At 59.7% G+C, this 24684-nt stretch carries 25 protein-coding genes; 13 read left to right on the top strand and 12 right to left on the bottom strand.

Going from position 1 to position 24684, the window contains the following annotated elements:
* The first annotated feature begins 82 nt into the window (after positions 1 to 82).
* The 6 genes from PMI30_RS09310 (at position 83) to ligD (ending at position 7765) form a co-directional block, all read left to right on the top strand.
* Positions 83 to 1039, top strand: a complete 957-nt coding sequence (locus PMI30_RS09310) for a TauD/TfdA family dioxygenase (RefSeq protein WP_008011865.1) — start codon at positions 83 to 85, stop codon at positions 1037 to 1039.
* Between the two features lie 57 nt (positions 1040 to 1096).
* Positions 1097 to 2353, top strand: coding sequence for an ATP-grasp domain-containing protein (locus PMI30_RS09315; RefSeq protein ID WP_008011863.1), 1257 nt, complete (start codon positions 1097 to 1099; stop codon positions 2351 to 2353).
* A complete protein-coding gene (locus PMI30_RS09320) occupies positions 2350 to 3546 on the top strand; it encodes an ATP-grasp domain-containing protein (RefSeq protein WP_008011861.1) in 1197 nt (398 codons plus the stop codon). The genes PMI30_RS09315 and PMI30_RS09320 overlap by 4 nt, the downstream gene beginning before the upstream one ends.
* Complete coding sequence (locus PMI30_RS09325) at positions 3543 to 4325, top strand: SDR family NAD(P)-dependent oxidoreductase (RefSeq protein WP_008011859.1); 783 nt, start codon at positions 3543 to 3545, stop codon at positions 4323 to 4325. The genes PMI30_RS09320 and PMI30_RS09325 overlap by 4 nt, the downstream gene beginning before the upstream one ends.
* Positions 4325 to 4960, top strand: a complete 636-nt coding sequence (locus PMI30_RS09330; RefSeq protein ID WP_008011857.1) for a LysE family translocator — start codon at positions 4325 to 4327, stop codon at positions 4958 to 4960. The genes PMI30_RS09325 and PMI30_RS09330 overlap by 1 nt, the downstream gene beginning before the upstream one ends.
* A gap of 174 nt (positions 4961 to 5134) precedes the next feature.
* Positions 5135 to 7765: a DNA ligase D gene (ligD, locus tag PMI30_RS09335; protein ID WP_008011855.1), complete on the top strand. Its 2631-nt coding sequence runs from the start codon at positions 5135 to 5137 to the stop codon at positions 7763 to 7765.
* A gap of 182 nt (positions 7766 to 7947) precedes the next feature.
* On the opposite strand, the gene PMI30_RS09340 is transcribed toward ligD, so the two are convergent.
* Positions 7948 to 8229 carry a DUF3303 domain-containing protein gene (locus PMI30_RS09340; RefSeq protein ID WP_008011854.1) on the bottom strand — a complete coding sequence of 94 codons (282 nt, stop codon included), beginning with the start codon at positions 8227 to 8229 and terminating at the stop codon, positions 7948 to 7950.
* Between the two features lie 211 nt (positions 8230 to 8440).
* The gene (locus PMI30_RS09345; protein WP_008011851.1) at positions 8441 to 8842 is read right to left on the bottom strand and encodes a hypothetical protein; all 402 of its coding nucleotides are present in this window, start codon (positions 8840 to 8842) and stop codon (positions 8441 to 8443) included.
* Positions 8843 to 9180: 338 nt separating this feature from the next.
* Between PMI30_RS09345 and PMI30_RS09350 the strand changes: the two genes are divergently transcribed.
* Positions 9181 to 10053 carry a DNA/RNA non-specific endonuclease gene (locus tag PMI30_RS09350; protein ID WP_008011848.1) on the top strand — a complete coding sequence of 291 codons (873 nt, stop codon included), beginning with the start codon at positions 9181 to 9183 and terminating at the stop codon, positions 10051 to 10053.
* 111 nt (positions 10054 to 10164) lie between these two features.
* On the top strand, positions 10165 to 10326 hold the full coding sequence (locus PMI30_RS30735) for a DUF2986 domain-containing protein (protein WP_008011847.1): 162 nt from the start codon (positions 10165 to 10167) through the stop codon (positions 10324 to 10326).
* Between the two features lie 62 nt (positions 10327 to 10388).
* Here PMI30_RS30735 and PMI30_RS09355 read toward each other — a convergent pair whose 3' ends face one another.
* From PMI30_RS09355 to PMI30_RS09365, 3 genes are all read right to left on the bottom strand, one after another.
* A complete protein-coding gene (locus PMI30_RS09355; RefSeq protein ID WP_008011845.1) occupies positions 10389 to 11129 on the bottom strand; it encodes a Mut7-C RNAse domain-containing protein in 741 nt (246 codons plus the stop codon).
* Positions 11130 to 11408: 279 nt separating this feature from the next.
* Positions 11409 to 12095, bottom strand: a complete 687-nt coding sequence (locus PMI30_RS09360) for a glutathione S-transferase family protein (protein WP_238542006.1) — start codon at positions 12093 to 12095, stop codon at positions 11409 to 11411.
* Positions 12096 to 12164: 69 nt separating this feature from the next.
* Positions 12165 to 12911, bottom strand: coding sequence for an SDR family oxidoreductase (locus PMI30_RS09365; RefSeq protein ID WP_008011841.1), 747 nt, complete (start codon positions 12909 to 12911; stop codon positions 12165 to 12167).
* A gap of 134 nt (positions 12912 to 13045) precedes the next feature.
* Here PMI30_RS09365 and PMI30_RS09370 point away from each other — a divergent pair, with 134 nt between their 5' ends.
* Positions 13046 to 13933: a LysR family transcriptional regulator gene (locus PMI30_RS09370; protein WP_008011839.1), complete on the top strand. Its 888-nt coding sequence runs from the start codon at positions 13046 to 13048 to the stop codon at positions 13931 to 13933.
* Positions 13934 to 14158: 225 nt separating this feature from the next.
* Here PMI30_RS09370 and PMI30_RS09375 read toward each other — a convergent pair whose 3' ends face one another.
* Together PMI30_RS09375 and PMI30_RS09380 are read right to left on the bottom strand one after the other, a co-directional pair.
* Positions 14159 to 15031, bottom strand: coding sequence for a class I SAM-dependent methyltransferase (locus PMI30_RS09375; protein ID WP_008011838.1), 873 nt, complete (start codon positions 15029 to 15031; stop codon positions 14159 to 14161).
* Between the two features lie 159 nt (positions 15032 to 15190).
* Positions 15191 to 16084: an NAD(P)/FAD-dependent oxidoreductase gene (locus PMI30_RS09380; RefSeq protein ID WP_008011835.1), complete on the bottom strand. Its 894-nt coding sequence runs from the start codon at positions 16082 to 16084 to the stop codon at positions 15191 to 15193.
* Between the two features lie 106 nt (positions 16085 to 16190).
* Between PMI30_RS09380 and PMI30_RS09385 the strand changes: the two genes are divergently transcribed.
* Positions 16191 to 16820: a TetR/AcrR family transcriptional regulator gene (locus PMI30_RS09385; protein WP_008011833.1), complete on the top strand. Its 630-nt coding sequence runs from the start codon at positions 16191 to 16193 to the stop codon at positions 16818 to 16820.
* Between the two features lie 399 nt (positions 16821 to 17219).
* On the opposite strand, the gene phnE (PMI30_RS09390) is transcribed toward PMI30_RS09385, so the two are convergent.
* From phnE (PMI30_RS09390) to PMI30_RS09410, 5 genes are all read right to left on the bottom strand, one after another.
* On the bottom strand, positions 17220 to 17987 hold the full coding sequence (gene phnE, locus PMI30_RS09390) for a phosphonate ABC transporter, permease protein PhnE (RefSeq protein WP_008011829.1): 768 nt from the start codon (positions 17985 to 17987) through the stop codon (positions 17220 to 17222).
* On the bottom strand, positions 17984 to 18811 hold the full coding sequence (gene phnE / locus PMI30_RS09395; protein WP_008011828.1) for a phosphonate ABC transporter, permease protein PhnE: 828 nt from the start codon (positions 18809 to 18811) through the stop codon (positions 17984 to 17986). The genes phnE (PMI30_RS09390) and phnE (PMI30_RS09395) overlap by 4 nt, the downstream gene beginning before the upstream one ends.
* Positions 18805 to 19605: a phosphonate ABC transporter ATP-binding protein gene (locus PMI30_RS09400; protein WP_008011827.1), complete on the bottom strand. Its 801-nt coding sequence runs from the start codon at positions 19603 to 19605 to the stop codon at positions 18805 to 18807. The genes phnE (PMI30_RS09395) and PMI30_RS09400 overlap by 7 nt, the downstream gene beginning before the upstream one ends.
* On the bottom strand, positions 19602 to 20453 hold the full coding sequence (locus PMI30_RS09405; RefSeq protein WP_008011825.1) for a putative selenate ABC transporter substrate-binding protein: 852 nt from the start codon (positions 20451 to 20453) through the stop codon (positions 19602 to 19604). The genes PMI30_RS09400 and PMI30_RS09405 overlap by 4 nt, the downstream gene beginning before the upstream one ends.
* A 158-nt stretch (positions 20454 to 20611) precedes the next feature.
* Positions 20612 to 21478, bottom strand: a complete 867-nt coding sequence (locus tag PMI30_RS09410) for a LysR substrate-binding domain-containing protein (protein ID WP_008011824.1) — start codon at positions 21476 to 21478, stop codon at positions 20612 to 20614.
* Between the two features lie 134 nt (positions 21479 to 21612).
* On the opposite strand from PMI30_RS09410, the gene PMI30_RS09415 reads away from it, so the two are divergent.
* From PMI30_RS09415 to PMI30_RS09425, 3 genes are read left to right on the top strand one after another with little or no spacing between them, the layout of a single operon-like run.
* Positions 21613 to 22665: an agmatine deiminase family protein gene (locus tag PMI30_RS09415; RefSeq protein WP_008011822.1), complete on the top strand. Its 1053-nt coding sequence runs from the start codon at positions 21613 to 21615 to the stop codon at positions 22663 to 22665.
* Between the two features lie 4 nt (positions 22666 to 22669).
* Positions 22670 to 23578, top strand: coding sequence for an N-carbamoylputrescine amidase (gene aguB, locus PMI30_RS09420; protein WP_008011820.1), 909 nt, complete (start codon positions 22670 to 22672; stop codon positions 23576 to 23578).
* Position 23579: 1 nt separating this feature from the next.
* Positions 23580 to 24683: an extracellular solute-binding protein gene (locus PMI30_RS09425; protein WP_008011818.1), complete on the top strand. Its 1104-nt coding sequence runs from the start codon at positions 23580 to 23582 to the stop codon at positions 24681 to 24683.
* Position 24684 lies beyond the last annotated feature (1 nt).

Raw genomic sequence — 24684 nt, 5'->3', positions numbered from 1 at the left:
CGTTGGGGATATTCATCCGGCGGACCAAAGCGTTTGCCCATCGGCCGGACCCCAAGGTCACCTCATACCTGAACCGCAAATCATGAGCGTCATGGCCTTGGATGTTCAGGAGGCGTCGTTGGTCCAGGAGATGATCGTCAATGATCCCGACCTGACCGGGCTGAAGGACTGTCGCGTGAGGTTGGCCGAAACGCCGCACTGCGCTGACAGTGTGGGAGCCGTCGGTGGGGACTGGCTCGGCACGGTGTTGGGCCGGGATATCGTCGAGGCGATTCGCGCATTTCCTGCCAGCCCGCACAAAGCGTTGCTCATCAGAGGCATTTCGCTCTCTACGGACGTCGCGACGCCGCGCAATGGCTTCCTGCCCAATGCCGAGTGCGTGCTTGATTTTGATCTGCTGCACTTTGGCATGTTGCGGTTGCTGGATGTCAGGCCGCATGCCGTCGAGTATGAAAACTTCGGCAAGCTGGTCAGAAACGTCGTTCCGGTCCCGGAGGCTGCGGGCACCACGAGCTCTTGGGGGGCGGATGTGGAGTTTTTCTGGCACACCGACAACCCCAACTGGCCCTTCGCCGATCAAAGCCGAAGTGTCGCGACCTCCGTGCCGAACTTTTTGGCCTTCACCGCCGTGCGCAACTTTGAAGGCGCCTCCACCGACATTGTTTGTGTGGATCATGTCCTTTCACAGCTGCCTGCCTGGGCGATCGCCCAGTTGCAGAAGTCTGCCTACACCTTTGGTGCCCCGGCCTCCAACGAGGGCTTCGATGGCCAGCCGAGGGTGCTGCCGGTGCTGGAGCAGGACGATGGCGGTTATCGCCTGCGCTTTGACGACGGCATCGTGGCCGCGCTCGACCGGGACAGCGAAAAGGCGCTTGCGCTGCTGCGCCAGTGCCTGCGTGATGCCCAGGGTATAGAGGTGGTGCTGCAACCAGGCGACTTCTTCATTTTCAAAAATGCCCGCGTGCTGCATCGACGCAAGGCGTTCCAGCCTTTGCTCAACGGCAAGGCGCGCTGGCTGCGCAGGGTGTACGGCAGTTGAGCCTTATCTTCAAAAACCATCACACAAGAACCATCCCAATAGACATGGAGTTTATGCATGAATAAGCGTATCGCAGTAGTCGGTGGCCGCCCCGCGCCCATTCACGGTGCCAAGGAACTGGGCATCGACGTGGTACTGGTGCATCAAGAGGGTGACTACGAGCAGGAAATCCTCGCCCATTGCGAGCAGGTGGTGCATGCCAGGCTTGACGACGCCGAGGCCATTATCAAGGTCCTCGAACCCCTGCACCGCGAACGTCCGTTCGATCGCATCATTACCACCACCGAAGTGGCGGGCGAGTCAACGGGCAAGGTGGTCGATCACTTTGGCCTCACCGGGGTTTCCTATAAGACTGCGCGCCTGCTCAAAGACAAAGTGGCCATGCGCGAGTTGCTGGTCGAGCACAACCTGAGCCCGGTCGCCTATCGCCATGTCACCTGTGCGCAGGATGCCGTCGCGTTCGTCAAAGCGCATGGCAAGTCGGTTCTCAAGCCAGCCGAAGGCGTCGCCAGCCTGCACATCCATCCCTGCGATGACGAAGCCTCCGCTTCCAAGGCCTGGCAAGCGCTTCAGGATGCCGACGTCAAGCACATCATCATCGAGGAGTACCTGGAGGGGCCGGTCGTCAGCGTCGATTCCTTCTCGTTCAAGGGGCGCCACCTTCCGATTGGTTACTCCCAGTACCGCATGAACGATAAATACGTTGAGTGGGAGGTCAGCACGCCGAGCACTGAGGCCAAGAAATGGCTGAGCGAGCTGAAGGAAATGACCTGCCGCCTGCTCGACGCCGTAGAGCTGGAGGAGGGGCCTTCCCACAGCGAGTTCGTGCTGACCCCGAAAGGTCCTCGTGTACTCGAATCCCACGCTCGTCTGGCGGGCTCGGGTGCTCCGGAACTGGTACGGCGTGCGTTCGGCCTGGACCTGAACCGCATGTTCCTGACTGTGCCACTGGGTATCGACACCCTGCCGGATGTGTCGCCCGAGCCGATAGCGGGTGCAGCGATCCAGTTCTTCGTACCGACGCCGGGCAAGGTAAGAAAGGTCGAGCTCGATCTCAAGCCTGACGTCGATGTGCGCCACACCAAGCCAGGCGAGACTCCACTGGTGTTCCTGCCGTTCCTGTTCGAGCTGGGCGCAGCCGAGCGTGCCGTAGTCATCCAGAAGCATGAGGGCGACAAGATTCCGCCGCTCGACACCGTTGCCGACTGCGTTTCAGGGTATGTCCTGGCAACAGGCTCCTCGCGCGAAGACGCCGTTCGTATCGGCGACGAACTGGTGGAAGCGGTTCACTTCATCGTGGACCCCACGGCATGAGATATGTCCTCTGCTTGCACCGTTGGGTCGGCTACCAAGCGCTCTACGACCGATACGAACTGCCTGCGGGAATGCAAATTCGGGCGATCTGCACGCCCGAATCCCTCGCGTCCCTGCCGAGCGAGCGTCTGGCGTCAAGCTCGACGCTCGCCTCGCTGGACGATGCCGAGGCGGTCATGGTCGAGGTTGAGCGCCTGGTCGAGCAACATGGCGTCCCAGCGCTGGTGGTTGCCCTTAACGAGGGCGACCTGCTCAATGCTGCTTCTATCCGCGAGCGATGGCAGATACCGGGAGATCTTGTCGCGTGGACCGAGCGGTTCCGCGACAAGCTCACCATGCTGCAGGTCGCTGGTCGGCAATCGTCGATCGGCGTGCTGCCTGCCTCGGCCGCCGATTCCCTCGAAGCAGTGGAGCGGCTGGCGGCCGAACACGGTTATCCGCTGGTGCTCAAGCCGCGCTACGGCACGGCGAGTCGCGGCGTAAAATTTCTTCGCGGCCCAAAGGATCTTGATCAGATCCGGCAGGCAACGGAGCCGATGATGGTCCAGGCTTACTGCGCGGCCCCCATCCTGCACGTAGACGGTTGGTGGGACGGGCAACGGATTGTGGTGGTCACGGCGTCGCGTTATGTGAATAGCTGTGCCGATTTCGGTCCGGATAGCCCGCTGGGTAGCATCGAGCTCGAGGAGGGCGATGACGAACAGCGGATTGCGGGGCGCGTCGAACAACTGCTGGCAGTCTTCGCGCCTGAGCGAGAAATCGTCTTCCACCTCGAACTGTTCGACCTGGATGACAAATGGCTGTTCCTGGAAATCGGTGCCCGGGTCGGTGGCGCCGAAATCCCGTTCCTCTGGCGAGAGGTGAGGGATATCGACCTGCTGGGGATCGCTTGGGAACTCCAGACCGGGGCGTCTACCCGCTACAGGGACCTTGCGCGCAGCCTTAGCAAGGAGGGCAGGCCATTGCACCGCGAGCGGGGAGCATGGGTGATCGCCCGCCGCAACAGCTCGCCGCGCGATGGCTTGGGTACCCTGTACTGGGCGCAGCCGCAGAACCTGGATCGCCTCGCCAGTGGTGTTTATGAGGGCGCTGGCACCCGTCTTCGCCTGCGCAGCTTCGATCGTCCCGCGTTGGTACGCGACGTGGGGAAGATCTTCGAACAGTTATCCGAGTCATGGGGAGCTCAATCTTGAAAACAGCAGTGGTTACGGGTGCCAGCAGTGGCATTGGCGAGGCGTGCAGCCGTACCTTGGCCAGTCGTGGCTGGCGGGTATTCCTTGTGGCGCGCAGGGGTGAGCGGCTCGAGCAGATTGCCGGCGAAATCCGCGGACACGCCATTGTGCTGGACGTGACACAAGCGCGAGAGGAGGACTTGGTGCAGATTTGCGAGTGCGATCTTCTAGTGAACTGTGCGGGCGGTGCGATCGGCCTGGATGCGGTAGACAGGGCCAGTGCCGAGGATTGGACGAACATGTTCAACAGCAACGTACTGGGGACTTTGCTGATGACCCAACTGATGTTGCCTCGGCTCATCGCATCCCAAGGGGCCATCGTCAATATTACCTCTACGGCGGCGCTAGCCAGTTATGAGGGGGGCGGCGGCTATTGCGCGGCCAAGAGTGCTCAGCGCGCACTGACCCATTCCTTGCGACTGGAGATGAAGGGCGTACCGGTGCGCATCACCGAGGTGCTCCCCGGCATGGTGCATACGCCAGAGTTTTCCTTGAAGCGTTTTCGCGGCGACGCCGAACGGGTCAACGCCATCTACGAGGATGTCGACCGGCCTTTGAGCGCGGACGATGTCGCCCAGGTAGTGGCCTGGGTTGCCGATCAGCCGGCACATGTCAATGTCGACGAGATCGTGGTTCGGCCAGTGGCACAGCGCGCTCAGCATGCGCTGTTTCGCGGCAGTCTCGGCTGGCTCGAGCAGCAGCGGGCCGACCAATCCCCTTTGAACGAAGGAGCACGCTAATGATGGCGCTGGAAAACCTGGCCGGTGTGGCCATCATCTCCTTGGGCATGGTTCTGACACCGGGTCCCAACATGATCTACCTGACCTCGCGGGCAATTTCCCAAGGGCGGCTGGCCGGGATGATTTCGCTGGCGGGTGTGGCGCTAGGCTTCGTGTGCTACCTGCTGGCTGCTGGACTGGGGCTGGCTGCCTTGTTCAAGGCGGTGCCAGTTGCCTACGATGTCGTCAGGATCGCAGGCGCATTCTATCTGGGCTACCTGGCCTGGAACATGCTGAAGCCCAGGGGCGCTTCCCCCTTCGAGGCGCGCGAACTGCCACCTCACTCGCCGAGACGGCTGTTCACGATGGGGCTAGTGACGAACCTGCTGAATCCGAAGATTGCGCTGATGTATTCCGCGCTGATTCCCCAGTTCATCGACCCTTCCGCAGGGTCTACCTTCCAGCAATTCATCCAGATGGGACTGGTACAGATCACCATCGCCGTCACAGTGAACGGCATGATCGTCCTCGCCGCCTCCAGGGTCAGTGGTTTCCTGGCCAAGCGACCCTCTGCCATGCGCACTCAACGCTGGGTGTCCGGGACTGTCCTGGGCGTCTTCGCGGTCGATATCCTGCTGCGCAAACCGCTCACCTGATAAACGACCGAGTGTTTCGCAAGCCCTGCAATGACAAGGCCCGGCCAATAGCCGGGCCTTGTCGTTTGGCGGCCTCGGTACTCAAGTTTTGCAAGACTACTGAACCTTCGCGCACTCATCCGGGGTCTCATGACAATAACGGTTTGATTCAGTCATAAACCCGTGGAGGGCGCCATGGACAAGCCGCTCGAAAAGTACAACAACATGAGGGACTTCGAAAAAAGTCCCGAGCCTGCCGGTGTTTCCAAATCCGCAAAAGGCAGACGACAAGACACAGCGCATGCGCTGCAGTTCTGCATTCAGAAGCATGACGCCTCACACCTGCACTATGACTTTCGCCTGGAGCTCGACGGCGCGCTGAAAAGTTGGGCCGTGCCCAAAGGGCCGTCGCTGGACCCCAAGATCAAGCGCCTGGCCATCCACGTCGAAGACCATCCGCTGGATTACGCCACGTTCGAGGGCACCATTCCCGAAGGGCATTACGGCGCCGGCGATGTGATCGTCTGGGACCGTGGGGTGTGGATTCCCCAGGACGATCCGGCCAAGGCGTACACCAAGGGCCGGCTGAAATTCGAGCTGAAAGGAGAAAAGCTCGGCGGCCTGTGGAACCTCGTGCGCACGCACATGCCGGGCAAGCAGGAACAATGGTTTCTGATCAAGCATCAGGACAGCGCCGCCAGACCCGACAGCGAGTACGACGTGGTTGCCGCCGAGCCGGACAGCGTGCTCAGCGACCGCACCATTCTGGAAAAAAAGCACGGCGCTGAAAAAACCAAACCGATCAAAAACGCCCCGGCCAAGGCGCGCAAGGAAAAGTCACCACAACTGACGGGCGCGCGCAAAGCCAGGCTGCCGGAGCTGCTCAAACCCGAACTGGCAACGCTGGTCGAATCCGCGCCGAGCGGCGAATGGAGCTATGAGATCAAGTTCGACGGCTACCGGGTCATGGCGCGCATCGACCACGATGAGGTCAAACTCTTCACCCGCAATGGTCACGACTGGACCCATAAATTACCCGGACAAGCCGAGGCGCTGGCAGCGCTGGTCCTGGAATCGGCCTGGCTCGACGGCGAAATGGTGGTGGCCAACGAGCAGGGTGTTCCGGATTTCCAGGCGCTGCAAAACGCGTTCGATTCCGGCAGTAGTGCCAGCATCGTTTACTACCTGTTCGATTTGCCCTACCTCAATGGCGTGGACCTGCGTGAAGTACCCGTCGAGGAGCGCAGGGCGGCGCTGGCGACTGTGCTCAAACTCAATGAAAACCCGCTGTTGCGATTCTCCGACGCTTTCGACGAATCCCCGGAGGCCCTGCTCAACAGTGCCTGCGAAATGCAGATGGAAGGGCTGATTGGCAAGCGCCTGGGGTCGCCTTACGTGTCTCGGCGCACCCGTGACTGGATCAAACTCAAGTGCAAGCATCGACAGGAATTCGTTGTGGTCGGCTTCACCGACCCCAAAGGCGCACGCAGTGCTTTTGGCGCGTTGTTGCTGGGGTTGCACGATCGTGACAGCGGTGAATTGCGCTATGCCGGCAAGGTTGGCACCGGGTTCAACGAGGCGACTCTCAAGCGCATTTACGAACAGTTGAAACCGTTGCAGACGAAAAAGCCGTCGGTGGTCAATCCGCCTAGCGGTTTCGAAGCCAAGGGGGGGCATTGGCTTAAACCCACTTTATTGGCGGAAGTGGCCTTCGCCGAAATGACCAAGGACGGCTCGGTGCGCCACGCCGTGTTCCATGGTTTGCGCGATGACAAGCCTGCCGAAGAAATTACCGAGGAGCTGCCGAACGCCGTGAACACTTCAGCCTCGAAAACCGCCGCGCCAAAATCCACAGCGAAGAAGAAATCCACCGCTGAGAAACCTGATGCCACGGAGCCAAAAACCGCCCAGTCGACTGTCGCGCCGTCGCAGATCGGCCTGGCCAGCGGCAAGGTGCGCATCACGCACCCGGACCGGGTGATCGACGCCAGCAGCGGCACCACCAAGATGCAACTGGCGCAGTACTACGCCAGCGTCGCCGAATGGATACTGCCGCAGCTCAAGGACCGGCCGGTGGCGCTGGTGCGTGCGCCGGACGGCATCGCCGGCGAACTGTTCTTTCAGAAGAACGCCGAACGCCTGGCCATTCCGGGGATTGTTACCCTGGACAAGGAACTGACGGGCCAACCGATGATGATCATCAACAACGCCAAAGCGCTGATCGGCGCGGTGCAGATGAGCACGGTGGAACTGCATACCTGGAATGCCACGTCAGTCGATCTGGATAAACCCGATCGCTTCGTCCTCGATCTCGACCCGGATCCGGCGCTGCCCTGGAAAAGCATGATCGAAGCGACTCAGCTAACGCTCACAGTGCTGGATGAACTGGGGCTCAAGGCGTTTCTCAAAACCAGCGGCGGCAAGGGGATTCACCTGGTGGTACCGCTGACCCGCAAACACGGCTGGGACGAGGTCAAGGACTTCAGCCACGCGATCGTCAGCCACATGGCCAAATTACTGCCGGATCGTTTTTCCGCGGTGTCCGGACCGAAAAACCGTATCGGGCGTATCTTCATCGACTACCTGCGCAACGGTCTGGGCGCCACCACTATTTGCGCCTACGCCGTGCGCACCCGCGAAGGGCTGCCGGTGTCGGTGCCGATCTTTCGGGAGGAGGTGGCCAAGCTCAAGGGTGGCAATCAATGGAACGTACATAACGTGCATGAGCGCCTGGCCGAAATCGGTGACGAACCCTGGGACGACCTGAAGAAAACCCGACAGACGATTACTGCCGAAATGCGGCGGCGGGTGGGGATGAAAAAATAGTGAATCGGAAGGAAGGTGGTGAGGGGGCTTGTCGGAATGCCGTATCGCCCCGTTTGAGTGTGTAGCACTCACAAAACTTTGGTGTATCAGAGATTTTGGGGCTGCTTCGCAGCCCAACGGGGGCAAGCCCCCTCGCCACAGGCAAGCTCCCTCACCACAGGCAAGCCCCCTCACCACAACGACTATTGTTTGCCGAGCGCGGCAGCCAGCAGCGGCGCCGCCTGTTCATCGGTCAATGCGGCGTGGACTTCCATGCTCATGAGGTCGCTCCACTCCAGCACCCACTTCTGAATTGACACCGGATCGTCGGCTTCTGCAATGCCAAAACCACTCGAGCCACCGACGGCATGCCAGCGCCCCAGCATGTTGACGCCTGCGGGTGGCGCGCCACCGGTCTTGAGAAAACGTTCGATTGCGCTGTTGCGATGTTGCGGACTGATGGACCAACGGACGATGAATAACATCTGCCACCTCCTGCTACGGATTGGCACCTTTATCTTCGCGCGCCTGGCTGGCGCCGGGGCCACGGTCACGCTTGTGTTTCCAGCCCCATCCTGGCTGGCCTGAAAGCCTTTCTCCCATGAGAAGGCATAGCAGCGGCCCGCGTTTCGCGTACGACCGCTGATCCTCTTTCAGGCATTTGAAACGAACATATCGTGATAACCGCGCAAACCATCAGGCATCACGCAACAAGTCGTTGGCATTGAGCAGCTCGTAGGCAATCTCCGGGCGCTTCTCCAACCCTCGACGAATCGCCGCCGGAATCGATTGACGGGTTTTGCGACACAGGCCCGGCAGTTCGCCGAGGGTGATGTTGATGCCGCGCATGGTGCGCACTTCATTGAAGCCCGGAACGATCTCGACGCGCAGACCCAACTGCTCAAACATCCGGCGCTGCAGACGCTCCAGGTCGCCGAGGCTCTGGAGATTCTCCAGGCGCTCGACCAAGCGCTTTTCCTCCGACCGGGTCAGGCTCAGGATGCGCAAATCCGCGCCGGGGGTTTCCAGCAACGGCTCACGCTCGCAGATGCAGGCACCGGGCGGGCAGGGTTGGCGGATCGGAAGAGAGGTCGTCATGGGGTTCAATCATAGAGCGCTATGATCGGGTTTGCCCATGGGGTTGTTGTGCCGTTGAGCGCGATGTCTACATTTATCTACCGATCGCTTCTTCGAAGGGCATTGGCGAGTCGAATGTAAACGCTACTCAGCACTAAAGTGACTTGTGATGGTCAATAAATCCCGCAACGACCACCAGTAGTCGTACTGCTCGGAACCGACCGGATCCGCATCGGCATTTTGATCAAGGACAGTGAAAGCATGCTCGCCGCAATATAATCAGCAACCGCCTCCACCAGGTTCCGTGAATCGGGACTCGCCGTACGTTTACCCCTCAATCCAATTCGAAGATTTAAAGCATGCACCTACGCAAAATTGCAGTTGGGCTGTCGGCCCTTGTTTTGCTCTCGACCGGGGCAGAAGCCCGCAGTCTGCTGGACCTCATCAAGCCGCCCACCCCGCATCAGGAACAAGTATCCCGCTCGGGCTCGATCAGCCAGAACGCGGCCCTGGGCCTCTATTCGAACAAACAGAAACAGGCATCGTTTGATGGCTGCGCAGAGCTGTTCCCGGCGGCGAAACCGATCAACACGGCCACTGTGCCTGCAACCATGAAACCCTTGGCCCTGTGTTCCGACAACTTTGCGGTGCTGTACTCGCAAACCAGCAAGACGCCATTGGTAGTGGTCGAACGCCTTAATGCCGCCCAACTGCAGGATGCCAAAGGCGAGGAGCGCACCAACCAGTTCTACCCGGACCCACGCATCCCCAAGAGTGGGCGGGCAGAGTTGAGCGACTACCGTAGCCAACATCCGGCCGTGGACCGCGGCCATCAATCCCCGGCAGCCGATGCACCGAACCCCAATGCAATGGCCCAATCCTTTGCGCTGTCGAACATGGTGCCGCAAGACCCCACCAACAACCGGAAGATCTGGAGTAAGGTCGAGTCCGATGTCAGAAAGTTTGCCAAGCGAGCTGATGGCAATGTTTTTGTCTTTACCGGCCCGCTCTTTGATTCAGGCCACACCACCATCGGCGACAACAAGGTCTGGGTGCCGACCCGTCTGTTCAAGCTGGTTTACGACGCATCGTCCAAGCGTGCCTGGGCCTACGTACTGCCCAACGCTGAAACTCGTATCGAGAGACCGATGGACTATGACGCTTTCGTGAAGAGTACCGGGCTCAAATTGCTGGGGAATCTACCGGTCACAGGTTCCGTAGGGCGCTCTTGATGGCTTGATGAATTGCACCCCAAAGGCTGGAGGCAACCGATGGGGTGTTTCATTCTGGCCCAATATTTTAAGCTGATATCATTCAAGAGCTTGCAAACCGAGTAGAAAAATATGAATCGTCGTAAAAAAATACAGCAGTTATTAAAGGCTCACGCCAAAAAGGCCAGTGCCAAATTGGCACCGCCAAGCAAGTCCAAATACATTAGTAAAGCTGACCGATTGAAGCTGGCTGCTGAATCCAGTCAGGACTCAATCGTTTCTTCTGAGAGCTGATCTATGTCGCTTGAGCACCAGCGCAATTTACTCTGCCAACACACCCGGCCCGATGCGCTCGGCTATCGGTCCAGCAGAGGTGCCAGCAATGCACACATGCTGCGCCAGTGCGAACCCTCCCAGTAAACCCGTTGGCAGGCGTCGCAGCGCAGAAAGTGCGAATAGAGGGCGCCAACGCGGGGCGGCACCTGCGGCCGGGCCTGTTCCGGGCTGATCTCGTGCAGCGGCAGGTTGCAATGAAGGCACAGGCTGAATGGCCGTGCGCTACGCGCCAGGTCGAGGCGCTCGTACAATTCGCGCAGCTGCAGCGACGGTTTCAGGGCATGCACGTAACAGCCGTGACTGATGATCCGCCGTTTGAGCAGTTCGCGGTCGCGGGTAAGCACGATGCGTCCTTGCTGCGCTGCGATCTCGGCGATCTCGCCATCCTCGAAGCCATTGTCGTAGAGGGTATCGAAGCCGCTCATGCGCAGCAGGTTGGCCAGCCCGCCAAGGTGCGCATCAGCGACGAAACGCAGCACCCGTAAAGGTTGCGCACGAACCTTTAGCAGCGGGCTGATGTCCAGCGCTTCGAACTTGGGATACACCGCCAGCCGGTCACCGTCGAAGATCATCCGCTCAAAGCCCACCGATTCGCCGTTGAGCAGCACCAGCTCGACCTCGGTGTGCGGTATCCCGAGCGCCTCGATCATGTGCTTGACCGTCGCCCCTCGCGCGCACTCGCAGGTGAAGGACTGCCGCCGCCGATCGGCCGGCAGGAAATCGTTGAGCTCCTCGTAGAAGCGGAAGGTTGCACGGGTCATGCTGAACAGTATGGCAGGGCTGCAGGGTGAGTGAGTCTAGTGCGGACATCTTCTCTGGCAGGCCATGAACGACGCTTGTTTGTCGCACTACATGGCCGACTGCTATCGGCCAAAAGCGGACATGGAGCGCCAACGAAAGCTCAGATCGCTATCCGTTGTATAGGCACTTTCCTGAAGAATAGGAAAGCGGGCCTCCTGCAAATTCGCAAAGGAGACCCAGCTCCACGATCGCACCTGGCTAAGTCACGCCATACGAGACACTGGACTGATATTTATGACTCATCTGACTAAAATGGCCTTCACCTCCAGCAGATGTTTGCGTAACCGGTCTGCATAATCCTCGGCGACAGCAGCCTGAACGCTAGCGCGATTGGCCAGTGCATGACGCCACTCGGCAATGCGACCAAGTCCATCAAACAATGAATGACTGGGTTCGAATCCCAGTATGTCGAAGTAGCGAAAAACTGGGGCTACAGCAATATCCACCATACTGAACGTTTCGCCAGCGAAGTACGGCCCTTCCATCTTTTCACCACCAAGTCTCTCCAGCTTCCCCCTCAGCGCTGAAGACTTACCAAGCGCAGTCTGCTGATCCGTTGCGTTCAAATATCCCCATGCATCAGCAAGCATACCAGTGGCGAATTCGATCCAAGCACGGTGTTGAGCACGGGAAATTGCATCTTTCGGGTGCAAAGCGGGCTCCGGATACACCTGTTCGATGTATTCACAGATAGCCACGCTCTCGAAAAGTACGGTCGCTTCCTCATCGCCTTTTTGCACCATTAGAAGCGGGACTTTGCCCGTTGGCGACATGACCCGAAACCAGTTGGGCCTGTCCTTCAAATCCACATCAACCCGTTGAAATGGAGCCTTTTTTTCGAGGAGTAAAATTGCTACTCGCTGAACAAACGGACAAAGCCCGTGGCTAACAAGCGTGAGCCGTGATTGCGACATTTGAATACCCACTGTTATTTCGACAACACCCGCTTCCGAGCGGGAAGCGGGCTGTATAGAAGCGAAGTTGTGACTAGCCCATTAAAGCGAGCGCCCACCATCAACAATAATTTCCGTTCCGACCGTCCAGCGAGACTCGTCCGACGCGAGGTACAGCACCGCCTTAGCTACTTCTTCAGGCGTGCCAAAACGGCCAAAGGGTATAGTCGCAGCAATATCTTTGTTGACCTGCTCGCGGTAGGCATCGGGGATACCCGCCTTGTCGTACAGCGGCGTGTCGATCGGACCAGGGCTGACCGCATTTACTCGAACACCACGCGGGAGAAGCTCGCTAGAGAGCGTTTTCGACATGTTCAGAAACGCCGCCTTTGTTGCGGCGTAAATGGATGAACGCGCGGCGCCCAGGTGCGCACTGACCGAGGTGTTAAGAACCACCGATGCAGGGTTGGAGAAGACCGGCAGCAGTGCTTGCAGGAGGAAGTAAGGGCCTTTGACATTGATGTCAAAGGAGCGGTCAAACATCTCCTCGTTCCAGTCTTCGATTGGCACCCAGACGGATACGCCAGCATTGAGGAAGGCAACGTCGAGCTGCCCGTAATGAGACTGAACAGCCTGCGCCAGCTCCTTCTGGGCTGCGACACTAGCTGAGTCGGCTCGCAGCACCAGGACTTCGCTACCTAAAATAGCTTGAGCATTTGCCATGGACTCAGGATTAACACCTGTGACGATCACGCGTGCGCCTTCGGCGAGAAATTGCTTGGCGGTCTCCAGACCGATACCGCTTGTACCGCCAGTGATGAGGGTACGCTTGCCTTGTAAACGGGACATGTAAATTTCCTCTCTTTTGGGGCGGCCAGCCGGACGACTGACCTTCTGAGAGCAACTATGTATTCATGCCAGCGCGCTGATAAGATGGGCAAATAGAATAGATCTCATGCAAAATCTGCATGAAAAGGGGCGTGATGGACCGGTTGTTACTGATGAGCTGTTTTGTACGCGCTGTCGAGAAAGGTAGTTTTTCTGCTGCGGGACGTGATCTAGGACTAGGGCAACCGAACGTCAGTCGTTACGTCGCTGCTCTTGAAGACCATTTGCAAACCAGGCTGCTTCACCGATCCACACGAAAGCTGACGCTCACGCCCGAGGGTGAACGGTACTACGCAGATGCGCGGCGTATTCTGGACTCAGTGGAACAGTCAGAGTCCTCACTGAGAGGGAACGTAGCGCCGTCTGGGTTACTGCGCGTCGCTTGCCCGACCGCATTGGCTCACACCTTCATCGTACCGCACGTCGCGAGCTTTCTAGGGCGCTATCCCGAACTGTCGCTCGATCTTCAAATCAATGATCGCTACGTCAATTTAGTCGACGAGGGGGCAGAACTCGCGATTCGCATTGGGCACCTGGAGGACAGTGCAATGCGAGCCCGGCCACTAGCGTGGTTCGAGCGTGTGTGCGTTGCCAGTCGTGCGTACCTAGAGAAACGTGGCTCTCCCTCTTCGCCTGATGACCTGAAGGAACACGACTGCCTCATTTATACCCTCCTATCCACTGGAACCAACTGGCGGTTTAAGGATACTGATGTCCCGATCTCCGGACGACTGCGTGTCAACTCGCCTGAGGCGATACGTGAGTACGTCAATGCAGGATTGGGAATCGCGCAGGGGCCTCAATGGCTTTATGAGGAAGGGCTGAGAAGTGGCAATCTTCAATTGCTGCTTAACGAATACGTGGCGCCACCCGTCCCGATCCAAATCGTATACTTAGCGAATCGGCTGCTGCCCCAGCGAGCCATCGTTTTCATGGATTTTATGGCGGATGTTTTTGCTGCATTCCATGAGCGCCCTAAATAGCCTCCTAGCCCACGGCCAGGGTACGAACGGAGAATCACAGCATGGCGGCCCCTTGGGCGAAAATCGCTGCACACTCACCATTCTTGCTCGTCAACGGGGCTTTAAGTAGTCACACCGGACTGCGGGGCTTGCCTCTCAAAAGTGTCCTGATTTATTGCCAACGCCGATTTGATACATCTCTAAATCAAAGTTGCCCCGCTCTACTGAGCGGGGGCGTCATCCCTGTTAACAGGCGCTAGCTGCCGGATTGCGTGCCATGACGATCCACGCCGCGCCGTCGATCATCACCGACCGCTCGCCGGGGAGGCCTGCGAAGGCAGCGCGAACCGCGGCCGAGGCGTGGGCGCGGATGTCGTCGGGCTGATTAGCGAGCATAAGTGACAGCGGGCCGCCCTCGAACGCCATCCTCACCGCGTCGTCGATCGCCGTGTCCCGCGTCTCGCCTTCGCCGAACGGGATGGAAACATCGAAGGGCGCAATAGTGATATCGGTAAAGCCAGCCTCCGTCAGGATACGTGTCACGCGTCCCCGGTCGCCGAACGAGAATGGTCCGGGCGCTTCGGGATCGGGCGGTGCGGTCGGCGGGACAATGTCCTTGATCGCGCTCATCGGCAGGCGGACCCAATCGTTCTCGGCCACGCCGCGCCAGCAGACAAATGCGACCCGTCCGCCCGGCCGGAGCGCGCGTCGCATATGGGCGAACGCCCCTGTCGGATCGTCGAAAAACATCACTCCGAAACGCGAGAACAGGATGTCGAACGAGCCCTCGGGCAGCTCGACGCTGCTGGCGTCGGCTACCTGGAACTGTGTAGGAGTATCCTCTGGCGCAAGCGCACACGCTCGGCCGATCAACGGTTCAGATATGTCCACACCCAGTACGTGGCCGCCCGAGCCGACGCGGGCGGCCAGAGCCAGACTCGACGCGCCCGCTCCGCAGCCGACGTCCAGCACGCGCTCACCCGTCGCGGGCACGGCGGCTTCTATCGCGGCCTGGCCGAATACCGCAAACATGGCATCGAGCCGGGCTTGATTGGCGGCCCAGTACTCTCCGCTTTGGCCATTCCAGTCGGCGACCTGATAGGCATTTTGCTCTGTCATGACATCTCCTCGTTTTGATTCGCTCCTAACTAGCTACCTTTGAACTAGGCAAGGGGAGGCTGAACCGATGCCAAGGTGCGCAACGTCTCGACCAAACCCGCCTTTACAATGGCGCGACCTTCAAAAGCCTGCGACAACCGAAGAAGGGAATCTGTGCTCTCAAACCAGCATCGACTGCTGGGCGAAGATGCCCGCCATCGCGCCTTGCCATGATGCCGTGGTGACCGACGCCATGAGGGGATTGGCGAGATCGCCGGCAGCGTAGACGCCGGGCATACTGGTTTCGCGGCGTTCGTCGACCTTGAGGACGATGCCCAGGGGGGTGTCGATCGTGGCGAGGCCCAGCGATTCATGCAGGCGTGCGGACGGCTTGTTGCGCGGATGCGCGAACAGGATGTCGATCGCAACAGGGGCGCCGGCGTCGAGCCTGACGGTGGTGTTATGGCTCTCTTCATGGTCGATTTCGGTGATCCGGCCATCGACGACAGGGATGCCTCGGCGCGCCAGATCGGTCCGGATGTCGGGTGGAATGTCGTGACCATTGGCGAAGACTGTCAATGTGTCGGTCCAGTCGTGGTATAGCCTGACGTAGTTGTGCGACGGCGGGCCGGACCAGACGAGGCCCCAATCCCGGTCGGCAACTTCAAAGCCGTCACAATAGGGGCAGGGCACGATGGAGGTGCCCCAGCCTTCGGCAAAGCCGGGAACTTCAGGCATCTGGTCGGCGACGCCATAGCTCAGGATCAGGCGGCGCGCCCTGAGGCTTTCGCCATCGCCAGTAAGGACGGAGAAATCGTCGATGGCGCCGGAGATGCTCTCTGCTCGGGCAGTGACCAGACTGACCGTAGGGTAGCGCGCCAGTTGCTGCCGCGCCTCGGCAAGAATCTCCAGCGGTGGCTTGTGGTCGTGGCCGAGTAGACCATGCGAGTGGTCGGCGAAGCGATTCCGCGGAAGGCCGGTATCGAGAACGGTGACCTTTCGGCGGGCACGACCAAGCTGCAGGGCGGCGGCAAGACCCGCAAAACTGCCGCCGATGATGATGACGTCATTCATGGTGATAGGCTCCGCGTTATGGATGAAGGGACATGGGTTTTACTTTTAGGATACTTTTGAGTACCATAATTCTAGAATTAGAATACTGTCAAGTACTGGAATTTTTATGACCGAAAACAGCCAGACCCGGCGCGGCCGGCCGGCCAATGAGGCGCTCAGCCAAACGATCGTCGACGCTGCGGGCGAACTTTTTGTGGAGTTGGGTTTTCAAGCGACGACAATGGACAAGGTCGCCCAGCGGGCAAAAATATCCAAGCTAAGCATCTACCGACACTTCGAGAACAAGGAGGCGCTGTTCAGCGCGGCCATCGCGGCCCACTGCCATCAGTTTGCACCACAGGCCATTATTGAAGGCGTCGACGGTTCGGCTGCGGATCAGCTCATGGCGGTGGGAACGTTCCTGCTACGCACGTTGTTGAGCCCGGACGTGCGCAGTGTTGAAGCCATGATCATGGTCGACAAGACGAAGCAAAAGTCGTTGAGCAAGCTCCATTACGAAGCCGGCCCTGCCTATGTCATCGCCCAGATCGAGGCCCTGTTGCGTCAGTTGCACGCGAAGGCGGTGCTGAATGTGCCCGACCCTCTAGAGTCCGCCCGCTTGTTTGCCGCGCTTATCAAAGGGTCCGATCTTCTGATGATCGCCCGCTTCGATGAGGCGAGAGCAGAGGACGACAACGAAATCGAATCCTATTGCCGGTCGGCCGTCGCCATGTTCATTGCCGCGCACGGTGTTTAGTGGATGATTTGAACGCCTCATTTTGGTCGATAGCTGGCCATCACAAATGGCAGGTTTTGGCCGATTTCTGCCTGTCAAAACTGCCCGGAATTCCCCCAAGCGGACGTTCAGGGAAAACGAATCCGTCGCCCTTTTTCCCGGCGTCAAACCAAGGTTTCGGCGAGAGCGAAGCCTATGTGTGTTGCGAATGGAATTGCGCGCAAAGGTGCAGTACCTTGTATTTGTAGCACCCTCGTGTCGCAGTCCTGTCCAGGTTGAGAGGTGGCCTTCATGAACAACATCATCTACATCGTCGGGGTCGTTGTGATCGTCGTGGTTATCCTGTCGTTCCTCGGGTTTGCATAGCTTCGAAGACCCACTGAACGATTGCCGGGCACCTTGCAGATGCATCTGAAGCAGTCAGGCCTTGACCCACCGTTGACGGCTCCAGCTGCTCAATGTATCGACGGCGAATACCAGTAACAGCATGGCCAGAATAACCGTGCTGGCTTGAGCTTCCTGGAACAGGCTGAGGCTGACATAGAGCATTTGCCCCAAACCACCGGCGCCGACGAAGCCGAGCACGCTGGCCATGCGGATATTGTTTTCCCAGCGGTACAGGATGTAGGCCAGTAGCTGGGGCAACAGGTTGGGCAGGGTGCCGTAACAGAAAGCCCATACAGCGTTGCCGCCCTGCAAGCGGATGGCTTCGGCGGGTTCTGGCGGGGTGTTTTCCAGTGCTTCGGCGAACAGCCGGCCGAGTACCCCGGTGGTGTGCAGGGCCAATGCCAGGGTACCGGCATTGGGGCCGAGACCGGCGGCTAGGACCATCAGCGCGGCCCACACCAGTTCCGGAACCGCGCGCAAGGCGTTGAGCACCAGGCGCGACGCGCTCTGCAGTGGCCAGCCGAAGCGTCCGGCCGCGGGCAATGCCAATAGCAGACCGAATACCGCCGCGAGCAAGGTGCCCAGGGCAGACATGGCAATGGTTTCCAGAGCGCCGTGGCCGATGGCTTGCAGATGGCCGGGGCTCAGGTCCGGGCTGAGAAAGCGCTGCGCATAAGCGCCCATCTGCTTCAGGTTGCCGGTGCCGCCCAGCTCGCCGAGGTCGATGCCCAGGTAGCTGAACGAGGCGACCACCGCCGCGCCGATGCAGAGCAGCAGTGCCAGGTTGATCAGGCGATTCATGCCAGCCTCCAGCGCAACAGGCGGCTGAGTTGATCGGCGAGCAGCACCAGCACGAGGAACGTCAGTAACAAACTGGCCACTTCACCGCCGGCGAACATGCGCAACGACAGATCCATTTGCTGGCCCAGACCGCCGGCACCGACAAAGCCCATCACCACCGAGGCGCGGATTGCGCATTCCCAGCGGTAAACCGTGTACGACAGCAGCTCCGCAGCGACATTGGGCAGGATCCCGTAGCAGAAGGCTGCGAGCCGGCCGCTGCCCGATTGCAGTAGCGCGTGGGCCGGGCGCTGGTCGACCGACTCGAAAATTTCCGCGTAAACCTTGCCCAACATGCCGCTGTAGGTAATGGCAATGGCCAGCACCCCGGCAGTCGGGCCGAGGCCGACGGCGCGCACGAACAGCAGGGCCCAGACGATTTCCGGCACGCTGCGCAGGAAGATCAGTAAACCGCGTATCGGCCAGCGCAGCAGTTGGCCCCAATAACTCGGGTGGCCGGCACGAGAGGCAGCAGACAGCGACAGAGCACGACTGGCCAACAGGCTGGCGGGAACTGCCAACAGCAACGCCAGAGCCATGCCGGCCGTGGCGATGGCCAGCGTTTGCAGGGTGGCTTGCAACAACAGCTCAATGAACTCTTCGCCATGGGCCGGTGGCCAGAAGGCTGATACAAACCGGCCCATCTCGCTCTGACTGTCACTCGCCACCAGTACGCTGAGATCCAATTCGCTGAAGTGGATGCCCGGCCACAGCAGGGCAAGGGCCAGTAAGGTGAGCAGCAGGCGGGGCCGGGTGGCCGGATCTCGGGTATCACGGGTCAGCATCGGGGAATCTGCACACTCAAGGGCGCCGGAGCAAAAATCGGTGGGGATAGCAGTTGTTCGTTGGCGTAGAGCTTGTCGAGCAACTCACGGTCGACTTCGCTGGCCTGAAGGTCGAACAGAATCTGTCCATCACGCAAGCCGATGATGCGCGAAAAGTGCGCCAGGGCCAGCTCCACCGCATGCAGGCTGGCGACCAGGGTGACGTTGTGCTGCCGGGCATGGCTACAGAGCACCGAAAGCGTGTGCTGGGCCAACACGGGGTCCATGGCCGAAACCGGCTCATCGGCCAGCAACACCTCGGGCGCTTGGTACAACACGCGGGCAATGCCCACGCGTTGCAGCTGTCCACCGGACAATTGCTGGCATTGTGCGAACAACTTGTCACTCAGGTCCAGCCTGGCCAATGCCGCGCGTGCGCCCGGAATATCCAGTGGATGCAGCAGGTTCAACAAGCTCTTGCCCAACCCCCACTGACCCAGCTTTCCGGCCAGAACCGCAGTGACCACGCGCTGGCGCGGTGGCAGCGGGGGCGCTTGATGGATCAGGCCGATGCGCGCGCGCAGACGCTGACGCTGACGGGCAGAAAGCTGCCAGGCTTGCTCGCCGAGCACCTGCAGCTCGCCGTTGCCCGGTCGCAGGGCGGTGGCCAGCAGGTTGAGCAGGCTCGACTTGCCCGCGCCGGACGGGCCGATGATGGCGACCTGTTCGCTTGCACCGATGTGCAGGTCCACGCCACGCAGCGCCTGGACGCCGTTGGCGTGGGTAAGGCTGACCTGGGTTAGACGCAATGTCATTTGAGCAGTTCGGCGGCGCGTGCGGCTTCCTCGATGCCCTTGTAGTTCTCAGGCTTGGTTTCGATGAATCGGCTGGCGGCCTGCAAATCCAGAATCTCCTTGTCCGCAGGCTTTGCCGGATCGAGGGCCAGGAAGGCTGCCTTTATCTTGGCCGCCAGCGCTGGGTCAAGAGTCCCGCGCACCGTCCAGTTGTAGTCGAAGTAAGCCGGGGTGGTGGCAAACACTTTGACTTTGGTGGTGTCGACCTTGCCGGCGGCGACCAGTTTTTCCCACACGCTGGCGTTCAGTACCCCGGCGTCGACCTTGCCGGCCTGAACCCAGGCGACAGTGGCGTCATGGGCGCCGGAGTAGCCGACGCGGCTGAAGTAGGTTTCAGGCTTGATGCCGTCCTTGAGCATAAAGTAGCGCGGCATAAGACTGCCCGATGTGGAGGACACCGAGCCGAAGGCAAAGGTCTTGCCCTTGAGATCGGCGAGGGACTTGACGGCAGGGTCGGCGGTGATGAATTTGCTGGTGAATTGGGCGTCCTGTTCACGCTGTACCAGCGGAATCGCATTGCCGGTTTTCAGGCGTGCCTGCACGAACGTGAAGCCGCCCAGCCAGGCCAGGTCGATTCGGTCGGTGGCCAGCGCCTCGACCACGGCCGGATAGTCGCTCACGGGCACGAACTCGACCTTCATGCCCAATTGTTGTTCCAGATAGGCGCCAAGCGGCTTGAACTTGCGCAGCAGTTCGGTAGGGGCTTCATCGGGAATCGCGCTGACTTTCAGCGTATCGGCGGCCTGCGCCAACAGGGTGCAAAAAGGCAGGATCAAGCTGACGGCCAATGCCAGGGTACGCTTGAGCATGGAAAATCTCCGGTGTATTAACGAAAGAATGTCGAGGCGCCTGGCACACGCTTATCGCTGCCTGGCGCTTTGTGAGGGTAGACGAAAGGAGCGATATTGACCGGTTTTGGCCCAATTGCAATCGCTCATGAATGGACGAAATATCTGGACCAGAATCGTTACGTTGTCGGGCTTGTTGCTTCCAGGTTCCTGAGCAGCCACTCGCTGAAGTTTCGTGCATTGCTCTCACTGTCCCGATGGGTCAGCAAGGCCCAGTTCGGGCCGCGAATGGTTTGCTCCACCAAGGGTTGCAACAAGCCGTTGGCGCGCGCCTGCCAACTCAGTAATTGGCTGACCAAGGCGATACCGAGCCCTGCACAAGCAGCGTCCAACAAAAGGCCCGGGTCGGAGAAGTTCAGCCCCTGATCTTGCTGGCCTACATCGATGCCGGCCTCTACTGCCCAGTGACTCCAGTCCATTTCCCGCTCGCCATGAAGGGTTGTGCGCTGTTCCCGTGGCAGCGCCAACAGGTTCGGGTGACAGGCCGGGTAGAGGCGATCTGCGTGCAGCACCTTGAAGCTGCACTCGGCTTGGGAGCTGATGTCGTCACGCACAGCGAGGTCGATAGTCTGGCTGGCCATGTCCGGGACTTCATCGGTACTGAAAATCCACAGATCGACTTCCGGATGCTGACGGCGAAAATCCCCCAGGCGCGGCAGCAGCCAATGACGGGCGAACGCCGGAGTGGTGTTGAGCACCAGTTGGTTGGGTTTCTGATACTGACCAAGCCGGCGTATGCCGACGGCCAGTTGTTGCAGCAGCGTCTGGGTGGTGCTGAGCAAGTCGTGCCCCGCATCGGTCAGGCTGACGCTGCGTCCACTGCGAAAGAACAAGGGCTGTTCAAGGTATGCCTCGAGGCTGCGGATCTGCTGACTGATGGCTGACTGGGTAAGGTGCAACTCGTCGGCGGCCTTGTGGAAACTGCCCAGCCGGGCAGCGGCTTCAAAGCCGCGAAGGGTGCCGAGCGGTGGCCAGTGCTTGAGCATATTGATAAGTTCTCCTAATCAGTTTTCCGCAAAATCCATCGTTTGTTTGCCCTTTTTTACAGCCGTAGCATGCATGCCAAGACCGCCAGTGCAATTTTCGTTGAACACAATGGCTTAACTTAAAGGTGCTTGTCATGCAGCAGAATGAAATTCGAAATAGTGGTTGGGTGATGCCGGCAGAGTGGGTCAGGCACGCCGCGACCTGGATGGTTTGGCCACATAACCAGGCGCTCTGGGAATCGGGTTGGGGCGTTACGCTGGCGCTGGTCCAAGAGGACTTCGCCCGCGTGGCCAACGCCATTGCCCGTTTCGAACCGGTGAAGATGGTCGTCGATCCCTCGGCAGTCTCCAGTGCCCAGGCGCTGTGCGGCTCCAACATCGAATTGATCGAACTGGCGGTGAACGACAGCTGGTGCCGGGACTCCGGCCCAAGCTTCGTTTATCACCCGCAACACGGCCTGGCCGGTGTGAGCTGGCGCTTCAATGCGTGGGGCGGCAAGTCGGCGCATGATCTGGACGAAAGCCTGGCGCGCCGCGCACTCAATCACCTGGGCGTGCAGTGTTTTGGTACGCCGCTGAGTAACGAAGGCGGCGCCATCCATGTCGACGGCGAAGGCACGCTGATCACTACCGAGTCGGTGCTGCTCAATCCCAATCGCAACCCGGGCATGAGCAAGGCCGAGATGGAAGAAATCTTCACCCGTTTGCTGGGTGTGAAGAAAACCATCTGGCTACCGGGCGATCCGGACCATGTCACCGGCGACATGACCGACGGCCATGTCGATGGCGTGTGCGCATTCGCGCGTCCTGGCGTGTTGCTGGTGGACGCCACTCACGACAAGCACTCGGTGTATGCCGAGGTGGTACGGGAAAACCGTCGCGTTTTGGAGCTGGCAACAGATGCCCAAGGCCGCAAATTCGAGCTGATCGAGTTGTATGAAGCGAGCGATGCCGTGGACACCGACGCTGAGGTGTTCTGTGCCTCCTACACCAACTTCTATATCGCCAACAACGCCATCATCATGCCGGCCTATGGCATCGATGCCGACCATGCGGCTGCGAAAGTGTTGGCTCAGGCCTTCCCCGACCACGAAGTGGTACCGGTGCGGATCAATCATCTGGCGCATGGCGGCGGCGGGGTGCATTGCATCACCCAGCAACAACCCGCCTGGCCATTGGAGGGTTGATGCCATGACCCTGTTGACGATTGCCACCACCCAGATGCCCTGCACCTGGGACTTGCAACACAACCTCGATCAGGCTGAGCGGTTGGTGCGTGAGGCGGCTGCCAAGGGCGCCCAGGTCATCCTGCTGCAGGAGCTGTTTGCCACACCGTATTTCTGTATCGAGCAAAGCCATAAACACCTGGCGCTGGCCGAAGAATATCGAGACAGCCCTGTACTCAAGCGCTTTGCCGCTTTGGCCAAAGAGTTGGGGGTGGTATTGCCGCTGAGCTGGTTCGAGAAGGCAGGCAATGCCTACTTCAACTCGTTGAGCGTGGCTGATGCCGATGGGCGCCTGCTGGGGGTGTATCGCAAGACCCATATTCCCAACGCCATCGGTTATCAGGAGAAGGAGTACTTCAGCCCCGGCGATACGGGGTTTCGTGTCTGGGATACGGCTTTTGGGCGCATCGGTGTGGGGATCTGCTGGGATCAGTGGTTCCCCGAGACCGCGCGTTGCCTGGCGTTGATGGGTGCTGAAGTCTTGCTGTTTCCCACCGCCATTGGCTCTGAACCTGGCTGCGCAGCGCTGGACTCACGTGACCACTGGCAAATGACCATGCGCGGCCATGCCGCTGCCAACATTCTGCCGGTCGTGGCGGCCAATCGCGTCGGACGAGAGGTGGCGACCACCGATCCGACCCTGCAGATGAACTTCTACGGCTCGTCCTTTATCTGCAACCACAAGGGCAAGCTGCTCGCCGAAGCCGACCGAGACAGTACCGGTGTGCTGGTTCACAGCCTGGATTTGACCGCCATGCGTGAAGAGCGCCTGAGCTGGGGCATTTACCGCGACCGCCGTCCGGACATGTACGGGGCGCTGTTAAGCCAGGATGGTCGTCACCTCAATGCACGCTGGAACACACAAGGGGTTTGATATGCGCATGTCCAACAAGCTGTTGATCGGCGCGCTGGGATTGGCGCTTGGCGGTGCCTTGCCGTCGCTGCACGCGCAGGAGAAAACCCTCAGGCTGTACAACTGGGCCGACTATTTTGCCGAGGACACCCTGACCCGATTCACCGCCGAAACCGGGATCAAAGTGATCTACGACGTCATGGATGGCAGTGAGACGCTGGAAGCCAAGATGCTGGCTGGCGGCAGTGGTTATGACCTGATCTTCCCGGGCGACACCGTGGCCGAGCGCTTGATGCGCGCCGGCAGCCTGCTGCCGCTGGACCGGTCAAAACTCACGGCCCTGGATGACATCGAACCCGGTTTGCAGAAGCTGCGCACGCATTATGTGCATTCGAGCCAGGCCACTGTCCCTTACACCTGGGGCACCATCGGCCTGACCTACAATGCCGAGCAGATCAAACAGCGCATGCCGGATGCCCGGGTCAACAGCCTGGACATGCTGTTCAAACCCGAACTGGCCGCCAGGTTTGCCGACTGCGGTATTTCGATGATCGATTCGCCGGACGAAGTGCTGGCGGTGGCGCTGAATTACCTCGGTCGTGAACCACGCAGTGCAAAGCCTGAAGACCTGGCGGCGGCGAGTGAGCTGTTGCTCAAGCTACGGCCGTACATTCGCAAGTTCCAGTCGCAGCCGGTGACCGATCTGGTGAACGGCAACCTGTGCCTGTCGCTCGGTTACAGCGGGGATATGACGCAGGCGCAACGGACGGCGGACACCGCCGGCAAGAAGACCACGTTCCAGTACCGGATTCCCCGTGAGGGCACCACGGTGTGGATGGATACCATGGCGATTCCCGTCGACGCCAGGCATCCGGAGTACGCTTATGCATTCATCAACTTCGTCATGCGCCCGCAGAACATGGCCGCGATCAGTAACTTCACCGGTTATCCCACCTCCAATGCCAAGGCACGTCCGAGCGTCGATGCGACCATGCGCAACAACCCGGATATTTACCTCGACGAGGCCACTTACGAACGGCTGATTCCTGGCAAGGACATTCCCCAGCCCGACATGCGGGCGCGCATGCGAACCTGGACCAAGTTCAAGACAGCCACCACGAAATGAC

Source organism: Pseudomonas sp. GM50, assembly GCF_000282375.1.
Lineage (GTDB): Bacteria > Pseudomonadota > Gammaproteobacteria > Pseudomonadales > Pseudomonadaceae > Aquipseudomonas.
Note: the sequence above shows the minus strand (reverse complement) of the source record. Positions and strands in the feature narration are given on the sequence as shown.

What these genes read in the sequence shown, in the direction of transcription:
- PMI30_RS09315 (WP_008011863.1), top strand. Translation starts at nt 1,097, where the DNA reads ATGAATAAGCGTATCGCAGTAGTCGGTGGCCGCCCCGCGCCCATTCAC.
- PMI30_RS09400 (WP_008011827.1), bottom strand. Translation starts at nt 19,605, where the DNA reads ATGACATTGCGTCTAACCCAGGTCAGCCTTACCCACGCCAACGGCGTC.
- ligD (WP_008011855.1), top strand. Translation starts at nt 5,135, where the DNA reads ATGGACAAGCCGCTCGAAAAGTACAACAACATGAGGGACTTCGAAAAA.
- PMI30_RS09415 (WP_008011822.1), top strand. Translation starts at nt 21,613, where the DNA reads ATGCAGCAGAATGAAATTCGAAATAGTGGTTGGGTGATGCCGGCAGAG.
- PMI30_RS09410 (WP_008011824.1), bottom strand. Translation starts at nt 21,478, where the DNA reads ATGCTCAAGCACTGGCCACCGCTCGGCACCCTTCGCGGCTTTGAAGCC.
- PMI30_RS09370 (WP_008011839.1), top strand. Translation starts at nt 13,046, where the DNA reads ATGGACCGGTTGTTACTGATGAGCTGTTTTGTACGCGCTGTCGAGAAA.
- PMI30_RS09310 (WP_008011865.1), top strand. Translation starts at nt 83, where the DNA reads ATGAGCGTCATGGCCTTGGATGTTCAGGAGGCGTCGTTGGTCCAGGAG.
- PMI30_RS09425 (WP_008011818.1), top strand. Translation starts at nt 23,580, where the DNA reads ATGCGCATGTCCAACAAGCTGTTGATCGGCGCGCTGGGATTGGCGCTT.
- PMI30_RS30735 (WP_008011847.1), top strand. Translation starts at nt 10,165, where the DNA reads ATGAATCGTCGTAAAAAAATACAGCAGTTATTAAAGGCTCACGCCAAA.
- PMI30_RS09365 (WP_008011841.1), bottom strand. Translation starts at nt 12,911, where the DNA reads ATGTCCCGTTTACAAGGCAAGCGTACCCTCATCACTGGCGGTACAAGC.
- PMI30_RS09350 (WP_008011848.1), top strand. Translation starts at nt 9,181, where the DNA reads ATGCACCTACGCAAAATTGCAGTTGGGCTGTCGGCCCTTGTTTTGCTC.
- phnE (WP_008011828.1), bottom strand. Translation starts at nt 18,811, where the DNA reads ATGCTGACCCGTGATACCCGAGATCCGGCCACCCGGCCCCGCCTGCTG.
- aguB (WP_008011820.1), top strand. Translation starts at nt 22,670, where the DNA reads ATGACCCTGTTGACGATTGCCACCACCCAGATGCCCTGCACCTGGGAC.
- PMI30_RS09330 (WP_008011857.1), top strand. Translation starts at nt 4,325, where the DNA reads ATGATGGCGCTGGAAAACCTGGCCGGTGTGGCCATCATCTCCTTGGGC.
- PMI30_RS09340 (WP_008011854.1), bottom strand. Translation starts at nt 8,229, where the DNA reads ATGTTATTCATCGTCCGTTGGTCCATCAGTCCGCAACATCGCAACAGC.
- PMI30_RS09380 (WP_008011835.1), bottom strand. Translation starts at nt 16,084, where the DNA reads ATGAATGACGTCATCATCATCGGCGGCAGTTTTGCGGGTCTTGCCGCC.
- phnE (WP_008011829.1), bottom strand. Translation starts at nt 17,987, where the DNA reads ATGAATCGCCTGATCAACCTGGCACTGCTGCTCTGCATCGGCGCGGCG.
- PMI30_RS09355 (WP_008011845.1), bottom strand. Translation starts at nt 11,129, where the DNA reads ATGACCCGTGCAACCTTCCGCTTCTACGAGGAGCTCAACGATTTCCTG.
- PMI30_RS09345 (WP_008011851.1), bottom strand. Translation starts at nt 8,842, where the DNA reads ATGACGACCTCTCTTCCGATCCGCCAACCCTGCCCGCCCGGTGCCTGC.
- PMI30_RS09375 (WP_008011838.1), bottom strand. Translation starts at nt 15,031, where the DNA reads ATGACAGAGCAAAATGCCTATCAGGTCGCCGACTGGAATGGCCAAAGC.
- PMI30_RS09405 (WP_008011825.1), bottom strand. Translation starts at nt 20,453, where the DNA reads ATGCTCAAGCGTACCCTGGCATTGGCCGTCAGCTTGATCCTGCCTTTT.
- PMI30_RS09385 (WP_008011833.1), top strand. Translation starts at nt 16,191, where the DNA reads ATGACCGAAAACAGCCAGACCCGGCGCGGCCGGCCGGCCAATGAGGCG.
- PMI30_RS09320 (WP_008011861.1), top strand. Translation starts at nt 2,350, where the DNA reads ATGAGATATGTCCTCTGCTTGCACCGTTGGGTCGGCTACCAAGCGCTC.